We start from the raw sequence: 14,664 nt of genomic DNA on the forward strand, positions 1-14,664 counted from the left end.
ATGCGTTTCTCGATCAAGGCCAAGCTCGCAGGCGGCTTCGGCGCCGTCCTGCTCCTGACCGCCGCGGCCGGCGGCGTCGGCTATCAGAAGTTGATGTCTTCCGAGGAGTCGATGAAGTTCGTCATCAGCCGCGCCGAGCTGCAGGCCCTCGTGCTGGACGCGAAGGGCCACGCGATCAATGGCGTCAGCAACGTGCGGGCGGCGGTGATCAGCACCGATGACGCCCAGATGACGGAGTTCAGCAAGCGCGCTGCGGACAACCGCAACGACGCCGTGGCGGGCTTGGCCAAGGCGAAGGGCTACATCGTCGCGGATGAGGGCAAGCGGCTGCTGGATGACCTGTCCGACAAGTACGAGAAGCAGCGCGCCCTGGCCGGGAAGATCATCGATCTGACGAAGCAGAATTCCGGCGTCAGGACCTGGGCCGAGATCAACACGACGGGTCGGCCGGCGACGGCGGCGCTCCGTTCGGAACTCGACACCTTGGCCAAGGGCCGCTCGGGCGAGACATCGGGTGACGACTTGGCCAAGTCTGCGGCCGCCTTCCAGATCCGCATGGAGCGGGCCTGGGGACAGCTTCAATCGGCGACCGGTGCGACGACCCTCGAGGTGCTGGAGCAGCGGGTGAACGCGGCCAAGCAGGTGCGGGATGAGGTCGCGCACGCCATGGACGACCTCCTGCGCGCGAGCGCCGCGCAGGGCATCTCGACCGAGGGGGTGCGCCAGAAATACGCCGCCTGGTCGGCCTCGTTCCAGAAGGCGCTGGCGACCATCGAGACGGGGGCCGCCGTCAAGGCCGCCGACCTCGCCTCCGGCGAATACGCGACGCTGAGCCTCGCGGCGAACCGGGCCTTCGACGCGCTGGCCGAATTCCAGAACCGCCGCATGATCGACGCCGTCGGCAGGGCCAAGGCCGATGCGAGCGAGGGCCAGACGATCCTGCTCGCCACCGTTGCGGCGGCGCTCCTCCTCGGCCTCGGCATCGCCACCTGGCTCGCCTTCTCGATCTCCCGTGGCCTCGGCCGCGCCGTGACCCTCGCCGACGCGGTGGCGATGGGCGACCTGAGCCAGACCGCGAAGGTCACCTCCAACGACGAGCTCGGCGACCTGGTGGGGGCCATGGGCCGCATGACCGAGAACCTGAACGCGACGGCCGCGCTCGCCAACGCCATCGCCCAGGGCGACCTCAGGGTCGAGGCCCGGCCGCTCTCCGACAAGGACACGATGGGCATCGCCCTGCAGACCATGCTGACGAAGCTGCGCGCCGTTGTGGCCGAGGCGAGCGCGGCGGCGAGCAACGTGTCGGCGGGGTCCCAGGAGCTGTCGGCCTCGGCCGAGCAGCTGTCGCAGGGCTCGACCGAGCAGGCGGCCTCGACCGAGGAGGCCTCGGCCTCGATGGAGGAGATGGCCGCCAACGTGAAGCAGAACGCCGAGAACGCCAGCCAGACCGAGACGATCGCCCGGCAATCGGCCCAGGACGCGGAGGCCAGCGGGGTCGCCGTCGGCCGCGCCGTCGAGGCCATGCAGACCATCGCGCAGAAGATCACCATCGTGCAGGAGATCGCCCGCCAGACCGACCTGCTGGCCCTCAACGCCGCCGTCGAGGCGGCCCGGGCCGGCGAGCATGGCCGCGGCTTCGCGGTGGTGGCCAGCGAGGTGCGCAAGCTCGCCGAGCGCAGCCAGGCGGCCGCGGCCGAGATCGGCACGCTGTCGTCCGACACCGTCAAGGCCGCCCAGCAGGCCGGCGACATGCTCGGCAAGCTCGTGCCCGACATCAAGAAGACCGCCAGCCTGGTGGAGGAGATCACCGCCGCCTGCCGCGAGCAGGATGTCGGCTCGGGCCAGATCAATCAGGCGATCCAGCAGCTCGACAAGGTGACCCAGCAGAACGCCAGCGCCTCCGAGCAGGTCTCGGCCACCTCCGAGGAACTGGCCACCCAGGCCGAGAAGCTGCAGGCGACGATCGCCTACTTCCGCATCACCGAGGCGGCCGCACCGGTCGGGCCTCTGGCCGGTGTCGATCAGGCGGTGACGCGGCTGCGCGCGACCGCGACGCGGATGGGCGCGCCCTCGGCGGCGATCCGCTCGCCGAGCCCGAAGCGGGCGGGGGGGCGCAACCCGGCCGCGGCCGGGGGCTTCGCCCTCGACATGGGCGAGGGCGACGCGCAGGACGCCGCCTTCACCCGCGTCGCCTGACATCTCGCCCGACAGGTCGCCCGACCTGTCGGGCGAGGCCCGGATCCGCGCGGCGCTCGTCCCCGCGCGGATCCTGCCGTCGGCGCGCGTCGCAGTCCATCCGGAGACTCTGCATGTCCAGTGTGTGGCAGTACCTGACCCTCGGTCTCGGCGCCGAGACCTTCGGGATCGACGTCGAGCACGTCCACGAGATCCTGGACTACCGGGTCCCGGCGGCCCTGCCGCAGGCGCCGGCCTTCCTGCTCGGCATGATCGACGTGCGCGGGCAGAGCTACCCGGTGGTGGACCTGCGCACCAAGCTCGGACTGCCGCCCGTGGCGCGCACGCCGGCGACGCGGATCATCCTGCTCAACGTGCCGATGCCGGGCCGGGCGCTCCGGGTCGGGTTCGTGGCCGACCGGGTGATCGAGGTGACGGAACTCGACGGGACCGAGATGGAGGCGGCCCCCGAGGTCGGCGGCCGCTGGAACGCGCGCTACATCGCCGGGATCGGCCGCCGGGGCGAGGCGTTCGTGGTGGTGTTCGACCTCGTCGCGCTCATGGACGGCGACGGGCCCGCGCTCGCCGCGTCGCCCCAGGCCGCCTGAGCGGACCCGGGCCCATGGAGACCGATCCGGGTCACCTGAGCGACCGGCATTTCCGCTCGGTCGCCGACCTCGTCCAGCACCATGCCGGCATCCAGCTGCCGCCGGCCAAGCGCACCATGGTCGAGGGCCGGCTGCGCAAGCGCATGCGCGCCCTCGATCTTCCGACCCTCGAGGCCTATGGCCACCACCTGTTCGAGGCGGGCCATCTCGCGGACGAGTTCCCGCACCTCGTCGACTGCGTGACGACGAACAAGACCGACTTCTTCCGCGAGCCCGCGCATTTCGATCTGCTGCGCACGACGATCGTCCCGCGGCTGGCGGCGCGGGGCGACCGGCCGCTGCTCAAGGTCTGGAGCGCGGCGGCTTCGACCGGGGCGGAGGCCTATACGCTGGCGATGGTCCTGCAGGACATGGCCGCCGACCGGTTCCGCTACGCCATCCTCGGGACCGACATCTCCTCGGAGGTGCTCGACCGCGCCCGGACGGCGATCTACCCGGAGGAGATGCTGGAGGCGGTGCCGCCGGACCTGCGGCGGCGCTACATGATGGTCGCGCGCGATCCGGCCCGGCGCGAGGGGCGGATCGTGCCCGAGCTGCGCGCCCGGGTGCGGTTCCAGCGGCTCAACCTGATGGACGAAAGCTACCCGATCGACCGGGACGTCGACCTCGTCTTCTGCCGCAATGTGCTGATCTACTTCGACAAGCCGACCCAGAAGGCCGTGGTCGCACGCCTGGCCGGGCACCTGCGCCCCGGCGGATACCTGATCGTCGGCCATTCCGAATCGATGGCGGGCGTCGGCGTGGCGGGCCTCGACCAGATGTCCTCGACCGTCTTCAGCAAGCTGAGGGATTCCGGCCGGTGAATGCGTCGAGACCGATCCGCGTCCTCATCGTCGACGACTCGGCCTCCGTCCGCCAGACCCTGTGCGGCATCCTGGAGACGGCGCCCGACATCGCGGTCCTGGGTACCGCGGCCGATCCGTTCATCGCCGCCCGCCGGATCCAGGAGGAGATCCCGGACGTCATCATCCTCGATCTCGAGATGCCGCGCATGGACGGCCTGACCTTCCTGCGCAAGATCATGGCGCAGAAGCCGCTCCCGGTGATCGTCTGCTCGACCCTGACCGAGGCGGGTTCCCGGATCCTGTTCGAGGTGCTGGAGGCGGGCGCCGTCGACGTACTGCCGAAGCCGCGGGTCGACACCCGCCAGTTCCTGCTCGAATCCACGGTGCGGGTCTGCGACGCGGTGCGCGCGGCCGCCCGGGCCAAGCTGCGCGGCAGCCGGCCGCCGCGACAGCTCGTCGAAGCGAAGCTCTCGGCCGATGTCGTCCTGCCGCCGCCCGTGCCCGGACGCGTCGTTGTCGAGACCGATCGGATCGTCTGCATCGGCGCGTCGACGGGCGGGACGGAAGCCCTGCGCGACGTGCTCGAGGTGCTGCCCGCCGAGTCCCCCGGCCTCGTCATCGTGCAGCACATGCCGGAGCACTTCACGGCGGCCTTCGCCAAGCGCCTGAACGGGCTCTGCGCGATCACCGTCAAGGAGGCGGAGGACGGCGATCCGGTGCTGCGGGGCCGGGCCCTGATCGCCCCGGGCGGGCGGCACCTCATGGTCGAGCGCCGGGGCGGCAGCTACGCGGTGTCGGTGAAGGACGGTCCGCTCGTCGCGCGCCATCGCCCGTCCGTCGATGTGCTGTTCCGGTCGGCCGCCCGGGCGGCGGCCGCGAACGCGCTGGGCATCCTGATGACCGGCATGGGCGACGACGGCGCCAACGGCCTGCTGGAGATGCGCCGGGCCGGGGCGCAGACCGTGGCGCAGGACGAGGCGAGTTGCGTGGTGTTCGGGATGCCCAAGGAGGCGATCGACCGCGGCGCGGCCGCCAAGGTCCTGCCGCTCGAGCAGATGCCCGGGGAGATCCGGCGGTTCGGCCTGACCGTGGCGGGGCCGCGCTGAGGCCGGTGTGACCGCCGGCCTCGGGCTCAGGACTGGTCGCGACGCTCGGACTTCGCCTCGGATCTCGCCCGGCGCGCCCGCGTGCGGCTGTATTGCGGAGGCGATCCGCGCAGCGCCCCGGCGGGAGCCGTCTTCACGGAGCGGGCCGGAGGCGGCCCCATATCCCCGCCGCGGCGCGCACCCGCTTTCGCGCGCTTCGTACTCCGCCCGCTCGACGTTGCGATGCTGCCTGCGCGGATGCCGGCCTCCTGTGTCCGGGCATCCAGCAGGTCCTGAACACCGGGCGGATGATCGGGCACGGGAAACAGGCTGGCCAGCCCGTCGGCGACGCCTCTGAGCACGGCATCCGCCTGCTCTTGATCTTCCCTGCCCTGTACGACGATGAAACTCATCTGCGCACCCGGATCGTTGGTTCAGATCCTAAACTCGACGGGATGCGAAGGGTTGCTCAGGCCGTTGTGAAGTCGTCCGGTGATGTCGGATATCGGCGCTTCATGAACGCGATGTAATCAACTTGCAGTCGTGTCGCGAAGAGTGCCGAATCATTGGGCAGGCCCGTGGCAGGGCTTCGCGACCACTCGCGGCGACCACTCGCGGCGGCCGCTTCGGCGCCGGCAGGGTCGGGGCCGGCCCGGCGCAGGACGAGGCGAGGCTGTGCCCGTGCGTCACGTCCCCAGGGCGCCGCGTGCCGGCACCTCCGTCACCACGCGGCGCGGAAAGCCCGGCCGGCTCACGCGGCGTAGCGGTCGAGCGCCAGATCGTTGCTCGCGATCTCCGGGGCCCGGCCGGACACGAGGTCGGCGAGCAGGCGGCCCGAGCCGCAGGCCATCGTCCAGCCGAGGGTGCCGTGGCCGGTGTTGGTGAACAGGTTCGCGACCCGCGTCCCCCCGACGATCGGCGTGCCGTCCGGCGTCATCGGCCGCAGGCCGGTCCAGAACGCGGCCCGGGAGAGGTCGCCGCCCGCGGGGAACAGGTCCTGCACCGAGCGCGCGAGGGTCTCGCGGCGCGGCAGGCGCAGGGCGCTGCTGAAACCGGCGAGTTCGGCGGTGCCGCCGACGCGGATGCGGTCGCCGAGCCGGGTGATCGCCACCTTGTAGGTCTCGTCCATCACCGTCGAGACCGGGGCGGCGGCCGCATCGGCGATGGGCAGGGTCAGGGAATAGCCCTTCACCGGGTAGACCGGCAGGGTGATCCCGAGGGGGCGCAGCAGGGCCGGCGTGTAGCTGCCGAGCGCCGCCACGTAGGCCTCCGCCCGCAGGAGCTCACCATCGGCGGTCTCCACCGCCGTTACCCGGTCGCCGGCATGGTGCAGGCGCGCGATCGCCGTCCCGTAGCGGAAGGTGACGCCGAGGCCCTCGCAGATCGCGGCGAGGCGCTGCGTGAACAGGTGCGCGTCGCCGGTCTCGTCGCCCGGCAGCCGCAGGCCGCCGACGAACACGTCCGGCACCGCCGCGAGCGCGGGCTCCGCGGCGATGCAGCCCGCCGGATCCAGCACCGTGTAGGGCACGCCGTAGGCGTCGAGGACGCGGGTATCGTCGCCGACATGGTCGAGCTGCTTCTGCGTCCGGAAGAGCTGCAGCGTGCCCTTCTCCCGGTGGTCGTAGGCGATGCCCGTCTCGGTGCGCAGGTCCCGCAGCACGTCGCGGCTGTACTCGGCGAGCCGGACCATGCGGCCCTTGTTCCGCCGGTAGGCCTCCTCGGTGCAGTTGGCGAGCATCCGCGTGAGCCAGCCGTAGAGGCGGGGCTCCAGGCGCGGCCAGAGCACCAGGGGGCGGTGCCGCATCATCAGCCACTTGAGCGCCTTCACGGGGATCCCGGGGGCCGCCCAGGGCGCCGCGTAGCCCGGCGAGACCTGGCCGGCATTGGCGAAGCTGGTCTCCAGGCCGGCACCGGGCTGGCGCTCCAGAACGGTGACCTGATGGCCGGCCCGGGCGAGGTAATAGGCCGAGGTGACGCCGACGACGCCGCCGCCGAGGATGAGGACGTTCATGGCGGGCCCTAGGCTCCGAGATAGACGCGGTGGAAGCGGTGGCCGAGGTTGGTTAGGACCTCGTAGCCGATCGTGCCGGCCGCCGCGGCGACGGCGTCGACGTCGCGCTCCGGCCCGATGATGTCGACGAGCGCCCCCGGCCCGATCGTGCCGGGGGCCAGGTCGGTGACGTCCAGGACGAGGCTGTCCATCGAGACCCGCCCGACCACGGGCAGGCGCGTGCCGCCGAACCAGGCCGCCCCACCGGCGGTGCTGCGGAAGAACCCGTCCGCGTAGCCGATCGCCACGGTGGCGAGGCGGCTGTCCCGGCCGACCTTCGCCGCGTGCCCGTAGCCGACGGGGGTCCCAGCCGGGACGCTGCGCGTCTGCATCACCCGCGCCCGCAGACCGATCACCGGCCGCATCGGATTCGGGGCGTCCGCCTGCGGGGCGATCCCGTAGAGGGCGGCGCCGGGGCGCACCAGGTCGAACCGGAAGTCCGGCCCGAGGAAGATCCCGGAGGAGGCCGAGAGGCTCGCGGGCACGGCCGGCAGGCGCCGCCGGACGACCTCGAAGACGGCGCGCTGCGCCGCGTTGACGGGGCTGTCCGGCTCGCCCGCACAGGCGAGGTGGCTCATCACCAGCTGCAGGTCGAGGCCCGCGAGCGCGTCCGGCGCGTCGAGGAGCGCGCAGGCTTCGTCCGGCGCGAAGCCGAACCGGGCCATGCCGGAATCGATCTGGAGGATCGCGGGCAGGCGCCGGTCCAGGCGCCGGGCGAGACCCTGCCAGCCGTCGCGCTGCGACCGGTCGTTGAGGACGGGGACGAGGTCGTGGGCCGCGCAGGCCGCCTCGCTGCCCGGGGAGGCGCCGTTGAGCACGGCGATCACGGGGCCGGGGCCGAGGATCGCCCGGAGGGCGACGCCCTCGCCGACCTGCGCCACGAAGAAGTGCCGACAGCCGGCGGCGGCCAGGACCGGCGCCACCCGGTCGGCGCCGAGCCCGTAGGCGTCCGCCTTGACCACCGCCGCGCAGACGGCCGGCCCGGCCTGCAACGCGAGGGCGCGGTAATTGTCGGCGATGGCCCCGAGGTCGATCGTCAGGAGCGCGGCTGCCGTGCCTGCGGGACCGGCATCGGGCCGGTGATCGCGATCGATCCTGCTCATGGCGACCCCCGGGGCGGCTCCCTGATGCGCTGCCGCCAAGCTATACGGAGGATCGTCGAACAGGCGTGCGATGTGTCGAAGCGTCTTGCGACGATGGGCTGCCCGTGCAAGTTTCTACGACGATTTCGAAGATCCTTCGTGACCCGCTGTGGACGAGATCGACCGCCGCATCATCCAGGCCCTGCGCGTCGACGGCCGGATCAGCAATGCCGACCTCGCCGCCGCAATCGGCCTGTCCGCCTCCGCCTGCCACCGCCGCGTGCGCCTGCTGGAGGAATCCGGGATCATCCGGGGCTACACGGCGCTGATCGGCGGCGGCGCCGACGCGCCGGGCCTCGTGGTGCTCACGCAGTTCACCCTGGACCGCCAGACCGAGGATTACCTCAACCGCTTCGAGGCGGCCGTCCGGCGCTGTCCCGAGGTGCAGGATTGCTATTTGATGACCGGGACGGCCGATTACCTGGTCAAGCTCAAGGTGGTCGACGCGGCCGATTACGAGCGGCTGCACAAGGATGTCCTGTCGCGTCTCCCCGGCGTGGCCCGGCTGCAATCGAGCTTCGCCATCCGGACCGTCGTGGCGGCGGGCCGGCCCCTCTGATGGCCGCCGCGGATCAGGATGCGAGAGGAGCCCCGGCATGACGTCGAGTCCCGGTTCTGACACGGTAGCCCCCTGCGACCTGCGCCTGCGCGATGTCACGCTCGCCGAAGGCCGCCGGGCGACCATCGACATCCGGGACGGCCGCGTGGCCGTCCTGCACGATCCCGGCGCGCCGCTGCCCCCTGCCGCTCGCACGATCGACCTCGGCGGCGCCCTGGTGCTGCCGGGCTTGGCGGACGGGCACGTCCATCTCGACAAGTGCCTGCTCGGCCTCGCTTGGCGCCCCCACCGGGCGCAGGGATCCGTCCGCGCGATCATCGCGGACGAGAAGGCCTTCCGCCGGACCACGCGGGTGCCGCTCGCCGCGCAGGGCGCGGAGGCCCTCCTCGAACGCATGCTCCGCGGCGGCACGACGAGCCTGCGGACCCATGTCGACATCGACGACGTCACGCGGCTCGACCACCTCGCCCAGATCCTCGACCTGCGGGCGCGCTGGTCCGACCGGATGCAGATCCAGATCGTCGCCTTCCCGCAGAGCGGGATCCTGGGATGCCCGCCGGTCGCGGGCGACCTGGACGAGGCCCTGCGGATGGGCGCCGATCTCGTCGGCGGCCTCGATCCCGTCGGCATCGACGGCGATCGCGACGGTCACCTGGACATCGTCTTCGCCCTGGCCGAGCGTCACGGAAGGGGTATCGACATCCACCTTCACGACGGCGGCGAAGCCGGCCTCGACACGATCGCGGCGATCGCGGCCCGCACGGCGGCGGCCGGCCTCGGCGGGCGGGTCACGATCAGCCACGCCTTCGCCCTCGCGGAAGCCGACGATCTCCAACTCGGCCGGATCGCGGAAGGCCTGAACCGGGCCGGCGTCGCGATCCTCAGCAGCGTGCCGGGCGGGCGCCGATGCCCGCCGATCCCGCGGCTGCGGGACCGCGGCGTCCCGGTCTGCTTCGGCACCGACAATGTCCGCGACTGCTGGAATCCAGCCACGGTCACCGGCATGGTCGACCGTGCCCAGCTCGCCGCCTATCGGTTCGATCTCCGCACCGACGGAGAGCTCGCCGCGCTGCTCGACCCCGTCACAACCGTCCCGGCGCGGGTTCTGGAACTGGGCCCGGGCGTGGTGGCGCCGGGGGCCCGGGCCGACCTGATCGCCTTCCGCGCCGGCGGCGTGCCCCAGGTGATCGTCGAGCGCCAGGCGCCCGTGCTCGTCGTGGCGCGGGGGACCGTCGCGATCGACCGGCACGGTGCGGCCGCCGGAGGCCCGCCGCCGTGAACGACCGCGCCCTGCGCTACCTCCTCGCCGTCGTGCGCGCGGGCTCGGTCCGGGCCGCCGCCGAGGGCCTGAACGTCGCCGCCTCGGCCGTCAGTCGGCAGATCATCGAGCTGGAGGCGCAGGTCGGCGAGACGCTGCTCGAACGCCTGCCCCGGGGCGTGGTCCCCACCGAGGCCGGCCGTCTGGTCGCCGAGCACGCGCAGCGGCAGGCCGACGAGGCGGCGCTCCTCGAGGACCAGCTCAAGCGCCTGCGCGGGGTGCAGCGGGGGACGATCAGCCTGCGCTGCGGCGCCGGCTTCCTGATCGACCTCCTCGACAACGCCCTCGCGGGCTTCGCGCAGGACCATCCGGGCATCGCCTATCAGGTCGAGATCGGCACCACCGACGGCATCCTCGCGGCGATCGCGCGGGGTGAGGCGGATATCGGCCTCGTCTACAATCCGCCCGCGCATCCGGATGTCCGCGGCGTCGTCTCCGCCCGGCAGCCCCTGCTCGCCGTCCTGCCGAAGGGTCACCCCCTCGCCAATGGGTCGGCGCCGGTTCCCCTGCGCAGCTTCGCCACCGAGCCGGCCGCCCTGCTGCCGCCCGACCACGGGGTGCGCCAGCTCCTCGGCCGCGTCGAGGCGGATGGCGGGTTCCGGCTGGTGCCGCGGCTGGAGACGGCGTCCTTCGAGCTGCACCGCCGCTTCGTCATGGCGGCCATGGGGGTGGCCTTCCTGCCCCGCTTCGTGGTCGCGGCCGAATTGCGCGCCGACCTCCTGGACGCGGTGCCGTTGCGCGACGCCATCCTGTCCGAGGCGAGCGCCCACTTGGTCATCCGGGCCGGGCGACGGCTGCCCGAGGGGGCGGCCCGGCTGCTGGGCTGGCTGGCCGACCACATGGTGGCGTTCCGGCCGCCGCCGGCCTGACCGGGACCGTGCTGAATTTCCGCACGCATCGTGCAGAAATCGGTTGTTGTCGCAACGCTCTATTACCGGAACGATAGTGCCGCATCGTGAGGACGGATCGGCATGACCATCGCAACGGTAGGGGTCGTCGGGCTCGGCAATATGGGTTTGGGCATGGCCGCGACCCTGGCCCGCAAGGGCTTCACGGTCCTGGGCTACGACCTCAGCCCGGCCCGGCGCCCGGCCGCGGAGGCCGCCGGCGTGACGACACTCAACACCCTCAACGAGGTCCTGCAAGCGGCCGACGCCCTGGTCTTCTCGCTGCCGCTGGCGCGGGACGTGGAGGCGGTGGTCACCGCGGAGGGCGGCCTCCTGTCCCGGACCGACCGCAAGGTGGTCGTGGTCGACACCTCGACCTCGGATCCCGGCACCACTCGGCGCCTGGCCGAGCGCCTCGCCGCGGCCGGCCACGCGCTCCTCGACGCGCCGGTGAGCGGCGGCCCGTCCGGCGCCGCCGAGGGGACCCTGACCATGATGGTCGGCGGGGCGGAGGCGGATTACGCCCTGGCCCGGCCGGTCCTGGAGGCCATGTCGGCCCGCGCCCCCCATGTCGGGCCGTCGGGCGCCGGCAACATCGTCAAGCTCGTCAACAACCTGCTGGTGGCGGCCCATCTCGTGACCACCGGCGAGGCCCTGCGCCTCTCGGAGGCCGCGGGCCTCTCGGCCGACGAGGCGGTCAAGGTCGTCAACACCGCCACCGGCCGCAGCGCGATCAGCGAGGTCATGGTCCCGCGCTGGGTCCAGTCCGGCACCTTCGACAGCGGCTTCTCGGCCGGCCTGATGCGCAAGGACGTGCGCCTCGCCCTGGAGCTCGCCGCCGAATGCGGGATCGACCTGCCGCTCTCCGCCGAGGTGAAGCGGATCTGGCAGGCCACGCAGGCCGCGATCCCCGACACGGCCGACTTCACCCGCATGGCCGATTACCGCGATCCCAAGGGAGCCCACTGATGTCCGGCACGTCGCACTCGCCCGCCGCCGACCGGGTCGCCGCCCTCCTGACCGACTTCCTGCCGGGCGGCCGCATCGGCAGCGTCGTGGCCGGCGAGGTCCTCGCCGGGACCGGCGCCGCCCTCGACCTCGTCAACCCCGCGGACGGCGGCGTGCTCGCGACCTTCGCCGATGCCGGGCCGTCGGTGGTCGAGGCCGCGATGGCGGCGGCCCGCGACGCCCAGCGCGCGTGGTGGGGGATGAGCGCCGCCGCCCGGGGCCGGGCCCTGTGGGCGGTCGCCGCCCTGGTCCGGCAGCACGCCGGGGCGCTCGCTGAGCTGGAGACCCTCTCGGCCGGCAAGCCGATCCGCGACACGCGCGGCGAGGTCGCCAAGGTCGCCGAGATGTTCGAGTATTATGCCGGCTGGTGCGACAAGCTTCACGGCGACGTCATCCCGGTGCCGAGTTCGCACCTGAACTACACCCGCCACGAGCCCTTCGGCACCGTGGTGCAGATCACCCCCTGGAACGCGCCGATCTTCACCGCCGGCTGGCAGATCGCCCCGGCCCTCTGCGCCGGCAACGCCGTGGTGCTGAAGCCCTCCGAGCTGACACCGCTGACCTCGCTGGCGCTGGGCCTGCTCTGCGACCGCGCCGAGGGGATGCCCCGCGGCCTCGTCTCGGTGCTGGCCGGCGCCGGTCCGACCACGGGGGCCGCCGCGGTGGCCCATCCCGACACCCGCCTCGTCGTGTTCGTCGGCTCGGCCGAGGCCGGCGCGCAGATCGCCGCCGCGGCGGCCCGCGCCATCGTGCCGAGCGTGCTGGAGCTCGGCGGCAAGTCGGCCAACATCGTGTTCGCCGACGCCGACCTCGACCGGGCGCTGATCGGCGCGCAGGCCGCGATCTTCGGCGGCGCCGGCCAGAGCTGCGTGGCGGGCTCCCGCCTCCTCGTGCACCGTTCGATCCACGCGTCCTTCGTGGAGCGCCTGTCCCACGCCGCCGCGCGCATCCCGGTGGGGGCGCCGACCGACCCGGCGACGCAGATCGGGCCGATCAACAACCGGCGCCAGCGCGACAAGATCGCCGGCATGGTCGAGGCCGCGGCGAGCGCCGGCGCCACCATCGCGGCCGGCGGGGCCTGCCCCGCGTCCCTGCGGGACACGGGCGGCTTCTATTTCGGCCCGACCATCGTGGACGGCGTCGCGCCGGACGCGGCGATCGCCCGGGAGGAGGTGTTCGGCCCGGTCCTCACGGTCCTGCCGTTCGACGGCGAGGACGAGGCGGTGGCGCTGGCCAACGGCACGCCCTACGGCCTCGCGGGCGCGGTCTGGACCGGCGACGGCGGTCGCGGCCACCGGGTCGCGGCGGCTTTGCGGGCCGGAACGGTGTGGGTCAACGGCTACAAGACCATCAACGTGGCCTCGCCGTTCGGCGGCTTCGGCCGCTCGGGCTTCGGCCGCTCCTCGGGCCGCGAGGCGCTGATGGCCTACACGCAGACCAAGAGCGTCTGGGTCGAGACCGCGGCCCAGCCGGCGGTGACCTTCGGCTACGTGGGCTAGGCGCCGGGCGCGGGGGGCGACGGACGGGATCAACCGACACGACCGGCGGCCAAGTCCGGCAGGCAGGGCGATGGGCAGCCCCGGAGGGGCGGGGAGGATGACGATGGCGGGCGAACTGTTTGCGACGAACACGCGGCCGGACGCGCCGCCCGTTTCCGGCGGCGGGAAGCTGACGCTGTTCCTGCTCGCCCTGGTCATCGTCATCATCGCCGAGGCGATCGGCAACGTCAGCATCCCGGTGGGGGCCGGCAAGATCGTCCTGCTGCCGCTGCTCTGGGCCCTGCTCCTCGGCGGGGCCCTGGGGCTGATGAGCCCGCGCTTCCCGGCGCCCCTGCGGCTGACGGGCGCCCTGCAGAACGCGGCCGGGGCCTATCTCCAGCCGGCGCTGCTGATCTTCATCGCCAAGCTCGGCCTGCTGGTCGGGGGCTCGCTGCCGAAGATCCTGGCCTCGGGCTGGGCGCTCGCCTTCCAGGAATTCGGCCATTTCTTCGGGACGATGGTGTTCGGCCTGCCGGTGGCGCTCCTCCTCGGCATCAAGCGCGAGGCGATCGGCGCGACCTTCTCGGTCGGCCGCGAGCCGAGCCTCGCCATCATCGGCGAGCGCTACGGCATGGATTCTCCGGAGGGCCGCGGCGTGCTGGCGGAGTACCTGACCGGCACGGTGTTCGGCGCGGTGTTCATCGCCCTGCTGGCCGGGCTGATCGCCAGCCTGGGCGTCTTCAACCCGCTGGCCCTGGCGATGGGCGCCGGCGTCGGCTCCGGCAGCATGATGGCCGCCGCCTCGGGGGCGATCGCCGCTCAGCAGACCCCCGAGGTCGCCAAGGATGTCGCGACCTTCGCGGCGGCCAGCAACCTCGTCACCACGACGATCGGCACGTACTTCACCCTGTTCCTGTCGTTGCCCTTCACGATCTGGGCCTACGGCAAGCTGGAGCCGATCCTCGGCCGCAACCGGCCGGATGCCGCCCGCCCGGCGGCGGTCGACCCGCAGGCGGAGGCACCGGTCCATCAGGAGGTGCGGATCGGCCTCGCCGAGACCGTCCTGGCCTGGATCCTGATCGGTGCCTACGGGCTCATCGGCAACTGGCTGACCTACGGCGTCGTCCCGGACGCGAAGGTCGTCGGCGGGATGGCGATCATCATCGGCACCGTGCTGGCCGGCTGGATCGTCTACCTGCTCCTCGGCCGGCGCCTGCCGGCGGTCCTGTGGGTCTCGATCATCGGCATGGCCCTGACCTATCCCGGCACGCCCTACGCCGCCGAGATCGCCGCCCTGACCGGCAAGATCAACTTCCTGGCCCTGGCCACGCCGATCCTGACCTTCGCGGGCCTCTCCGTCGCCAAGGACGTGCCCGCCTTCCGCCGCCTCGGCTGGCGGATCGTGGTGGTCTCGTTCATGGCCAATGCCGGGACGTTCCTCGGTGCGGCCCTGATCGCGCAGTTCTTCATGCATCCGCCGCTGGGGTGAACCGCCGCGCCGTCCGGCGT

The 14,664-nt window shown here is 72.7% G+C and carries 13 protein-coding genes; 10 read left to right on the forward strand and 3 right to left on the reverse strand.

Going from position 1 to position 14,664, the window contains the following annotated elements:
• The 4 genes from P9K36_RS27185 (at nt 1) to P9K36_RS27200 (ending at nt 4,734) form a co-directional block, all read left to right on the forward strand.
• Entirely contained in the window at nt 1-2,196 is a 2,196-nt protein-coding gene (locus P9K36_RS27185) for a methyl-accepting chemotaxis protein (protein ID WP_053609639.1), read from the forward strand.
• A 113-nt stretch (nt 2,197-2,309) separates the two neighbouring features.
• The gene (locus tag P9K36_RS27190; RefSeq protein WP_043354099.1) at nt 2,310-2,783 is read left to right on the forward strand and encodes a chemotaxis protein CheW; all 474 of its coding nucleotides are present in this window, start codon (nt 2,310-2,312) and stop codon (nt 2,781-2,783) included.
• A 14-nt stretch (nt 2,784-2,797) separates the two neighbouring features.
• A complete protein-coding gene (locus tag P9K36_RS27195) occupies nt 2,798-3,646 on the forward strand; it encodes a CheR family methyltransferase (protein WP_278306248.1) in 849 nt (282 codons plus the stop codon).
• Nucleotides 3,643-4,734 carry a chemotaxis response regulator protein-glutamate methylesterase gene (locus P9K36_RS27200; RefSeq protein ID WP_043389114.1) on the forward strand — a complete coding sequence of 364 codons (1,092 nt, stop codon included), beginning with the start codon at nt 3,643-3,645 and terminating at the stop codon, nt 4,732-4,734. The genes P9K36_RS27195 and P9K36_RS27200 overlap by 4 nt, the downstream gene beginning before the upstream one ends.
• A gap of 26 nt (nt 4,735-4,760) precedes the next feature.
• Here the strand turns inward: P9K36_RS27200 and P9K36_RS27205 are convergent, their stop codons facing one another.
• From P9K36_RS27205 to alr, 3 genes are all read right to left on the reverse strand, one after another.
• Nucleotides 4,761-5,126, reverse strand: a complete 366-nt coding sequence (locus P9K36_RS27205; RefSeq protein WP_278306249.1) for a hypothetical protein — start codon at nt 5,124-5,126, stop codon at nt 4,761-4,763.
• A gap of 338 nt (nt 5,127-5,464) precedes the next feature.
• A complete protein-coding gene (locus P9K36_RS27210) occupies nt 5,465-6,724 on the reverse strand; it encodes a D-amino acid dehydrogenase (RefSeq protein ID WP_278306250.1) in 1,260 nt (419 codons plus the stop codon).
• An 8-nt stretch (nt 6,725-6,732) separates the two neighbouring features.
• A complete protein-coding gene (gene alr / locus P9K36_RS27215) occupies nt 6,733-7,866 on the reverse strand; it encodes an alanine racemase (RefSeq protein ID WP_278306251.1) in 1,134 nt (377 codons plus the stop codon).
• Between the two features lie 148 nt (nt 7,867-8,014).
• Here alr and P9K36_RS27220 point away from each other — a divergent pair, with 148 nt between their 5' ends.
• The 6 genes from P9K36_RS27220 to P9K36_RS27245 all read left to right on the forward strand — a co-directional run bounded on the left by P9K36_RS27220 (nt 8,015) and on the right by P9K36_RS27245 (nt 14,644).
• Nucleotides 8,015-8,464 carry an Lrp/AsnC family transcriptional regulator gene (locus P9K36_RS27220; RefSeq protein WP_043354111.1) on the forward strand — a complete coding sequence of 150 codons (450 nt, stop codon included), beginning with the start codon at nt 8,015-8,017 and terminating at the stop codon, nt 8,462-8,464.
• A 37-nt stretch (nt 8,465-8,501) separates the two neighbouring features.
• Nucleotides 8,502-9,743, forward strand: coding sequence for an amidohydrolase (locus tag P9K36_RS27225; protein WP_043760011.1), 1,242 nt, complete (start codon nt 8,502-8,504; stop codon nt 9,741-9,743).
• Entirely contained in the window at nt 9,740-10,651 is a 912-nt protein-coding gene (locus P9K36_RS27230) for a LysR substrate-binding domain-containing protein (RefSeq protein ID WP_043354113.1), read from the forward strand. Before P9K36_RS27225 ends, P9K36_RS27230 begins: the two co-directional genes overlap by 4 nt.
• A 102-nt stretch (nt 10,652-10,753) precedes the next feature.
• On the forward strand, nt 10,754-11,638 hold the full coding sequence (locus tag P9K36_RS27235; RefSeq protein ID WP_043760013.1) for an NAD(P)-dependent oxidoreductase: 885 nt from the start codon (nt 10,754-10,756) through the stop codon (nt 11,636-11,638).
• Entirely contained in the window at nt 11,638-13,176 is a 1,539-nt protein-coding gene (locus P9K36_RS27240) for an aldehyde dehydrogenase family protein (protein ID WP_043389098.1), read from the forward strand. Before P9K36_RS27235 ends, P9K36_RS27240 begins: the two co-directional genes overlap by 1 nt.
• 103 nt (nt 13,177-13,279) lie before the next feature.
• The gene (locus tag P9K36_RS27245) at nt 13,280-14,644 is read left to right on the forward strand and encodes a DUF3100 domain-containing protein (protein WP_236961843.1); all 1,365 of its coding nucleotides are present in this window, start codon (nt 13,280-13,282) and stop codon (nt 14,642-14,644) included.
• The last annotated feature ends 20 nt before the right edge of the window (nt 14,645-14,664 follow it).

Origin of the sequence: Methylobacterium sp. 391_Methyba4 (assembly GCF_029691625.1) — a bacterium.
GTDB lineage: Bacteria > Pseudomonadota > Alphaproteobacteria > Rhizobiales > Beijerinckiaceae > Methylobacterium > Methylobacterium fujisawaense.

What these genes read in the sequence shown, in the direction of transcription:
- P9K36_RS27185 (WP_053609639.1), top strand. Translation starts at nt 1, where the DNA reads ATGCGTTTCTCGATCAAGGCCAAGCTCGCAGGCGGCTTCGGCGCCGTC.
- P9K36_RS27190 (WP_043354099.1), top strand. Translation starts at nt 2,310, where the DNA reads ATGTCCAGTGTGTGGCAGTACCTGACCCTCGGTCTCGGCGCCGAGACC.
- P9K36_RS27195 (WP_278306248.1), top strand. Translation starts at nt 2,798, where the DNA reads ATGGAGACCGATCCGGGTCACCTGAGCGACCGGCATTTCCGCTCGGTC.
- P9K36_RS27205 (WP_278306249.1), bottom strand. Translation starts at nt 5,126, where the DNA reads ATGAGTTTCATCGTCGTACAGGGCAGGGAAGATCAAGAGCAGGCGGAT.
- P9K36_RS27210 (WP_278306250.1), bottom strand. Translation starts at nt 6,724, where the DNA reads ATGAACGTCCTCATCCTCGGCGGCGGCGTCGTCGGCGTCACCTCGGCC.
- alr (WP_278306251.1), bottom strand. Translation starts at nt 7,866, where the DNA reads ATGAGCAGGATCGATCGCGATCACCGGCCCGATGCCGGTCCCGCAGGC.
- P9K36_RS27225 (WP_043760011.1), top strand. Translation starts at nt 8,502, where the DNA reads ATGACGTCGAGTCCCGGTTCTGACACGGTAGCCCCCTGCGACCTGCGC.
- P9K36_RS27235 (WP_043760013.1), top strand. Translation starts at nt 10,754, where the DNA reads ATGACCATCGCAACGGTAGGGGTCGTCGGGCTCGGCAATATGGGTTTG.
- P9K36_RS27240 (WP_043389098.1), top strand. Translation starts at nt 11,638, where the DNA reads ATGTCCGGCACGTCGCACTCGCCCGCCGCCGACCGGGTCGCCGCCCTC.
- P9K36_RS27245 (WP_236961843.1), top strand. Translation starts at nt 13,280, where the DNA reads ATGGCGGGCGAACTGTTTGCGACGAACACGCGGCCGGACGCGCCGCCC.